Consider the following 2,011-nt stretch of genomic DNA (forward strand, 5'->3'; position numbering starts at 1 on the left):
ATCGCTTTAGAAAGACAAGCTTATTAAATAAGCGATTAACCATAAAAAATCTAAATAAAACAAAATATTACTTGACAGGTGGAACAAAATGCAGTACCATTTTAGGCACAAGGCACAAGGCACAAGCACTGGCAAACTTATGTCTTAAATTTATCAAATAATCCTATTCGACAAGTTTTTACTCGAAGCTCATTTATATCATCGAAATTATCTCTCGAATTATTTTCGAAATTATCCACAAAACTATTTTCAAAAATTCCATTGGCATTAGCGCCGTTGTTGTTATTACCGTACTCTTTAGAATCGCAGGCACTATCGGCTACTACTTCTAATTACATTCACGGTACTGCGCCTTATTTAACCTTTGATGGCGGTGCGACTCATGCCGATTCAATTAGTCCCTTATTATCAGTAACATTGCCCGGAAACAAAATTATTACTGTATCAAATGATAGCTCAAGTATGGAAAACCCATTAGTGTTAGATAAACTTTTAGCCACTTTTGCAGATATCAAGACATTAGTGCCTCATGGGGATTATCCAGAAGTATTGACCGATAAAGTTATTGATGACAATGGTTATTGGAAGGATGATGATGGCGATACACTCCATCGTGTCAATTCAAGTAAATTAAAAATTAAATGGCAGAATTTATATGGTCAAGATATTACTAATTATGTGAAGGATAACTCAGATAAAGCATTAAATGGCTGTGATGCACCTTATCAATTGACGTTAGAAGTGGAAGATGTAAGCATTAAGACAGAATATGGTATTCCTTCTGAAAGTGATAAATTTACTGGAAATAGGCATACCTATTATCTTTATCCCAAAATGGATAAACCACAATTTTGTTATGCTATGCCTAACTTAGAATATGATTGGCATTCAAATGATATACCTTACGATGGTGCAGTTTCTTCTCTTAACGATCCGCATGGTGATTGGAATAAATATAGAGGATTTTATGCTTATAATCCAGCGAATCCTGGAGCAAACTTTCCAACCACAGGCTCTCATAATTTATTTTTTTACTTGAGTGTTGCAGGAATGAAAGCACAAGATATAGTAAATAAAAATGGTCGAACAATTTCGACGGGAGGGGTAACATTAACGTTAAATGCTGAAAATACGCTACCTACAGGGCTTGTAAAAATTAACTTAACGGGTCCTAAGGAGAGTAATCCTGGTTCTTTTATTCCTTCAACATTTTATTTACACGATAAAAACAATGACCCATTGTATAGTTTTAGGTTAGAGCGTTGGTATGTCACTAAAAAAGGTGGTGCAGGGGGGTATCAAAATGCAGTAGCATTTTGTAATAACTTTAATGGTGGTGGATATCGTATGACCAAAGTGCTTGATTTTACCAATGCAAGGCGTGGCGAAGATATAGTTGTGGATTGGCAAAATGGTATAGCAGACGGAGCCTCTTTACGAAAAATTAGTTATATAACCAATGGTTATTGGATGGGGGGATTATTTAGCGAATGGGGACGAGTGACTCAAATCTACTATAAAGATAGTGATTGGGAATTTTTTCAAGTTGGCGATCCTGCTTGGGGGGAGCTAAGAGGGTATTATTGGACATCAGATCTTATTGACTTTTATACTCGCGTTGTAGAGACAAATACAGGTGTTGTTGGCGCTAGATATCTTTCAGATCAAGACTATAGAGGAGCTTGCGTTACACCATAATTTTCTCTTCAATAATGACTATTTAAATAAAAATACTTGGTATTTTGTTTAAATAGTCGATTAAACTTTTTAGCTATAAAATATTTAGATTAATTTAACCATAAAGTTTATGCCCATTCATGATGAATAATTCTTACAATTTACATTTCTTTACAAAAAAGTCCGCCAAAAAACTAGCCAACTATTTCTTAAACGGCTATACTTTAATCGCTTTAGAAAGACAAGCTTATTAAATAAGCGATTAACCATAAAAAATCTAAATAAAACAAAATATTACTTGACAGGTGGAACAAAATGCAGTACCATTTTAGGC

At 34.3% G+C, this 2,011-nt stretch carries 1 protein-coding gene; it reads left to right on the forward strand.

Annotated features, from left to right (window positions below; translation table 11 throughout):
- Positions 1 to 261 precede the first annotated feature (261 nt).
- Entirely contained in the window at positions 262 to 1,698 is a 1,437-nt protein-coding gene (locus A9G38_RS02875) for a hypothetical protein (protein ID WP_141671704.1), read from the forward strand.
- The last annotated feature ends 313 nt before the right edge of the window (positions 1,699 to 2,011 follow it).

This window comes from Gilliamella sp. Imp1-1, assembly GCF_001690415.1.
Taxonomy (GTDB): Bacteria; Pseudomonadota; Gammaproteobacteria; order Enterobacterales; family Orbaceae; genus Gilliamella; species Gilliamella bombi.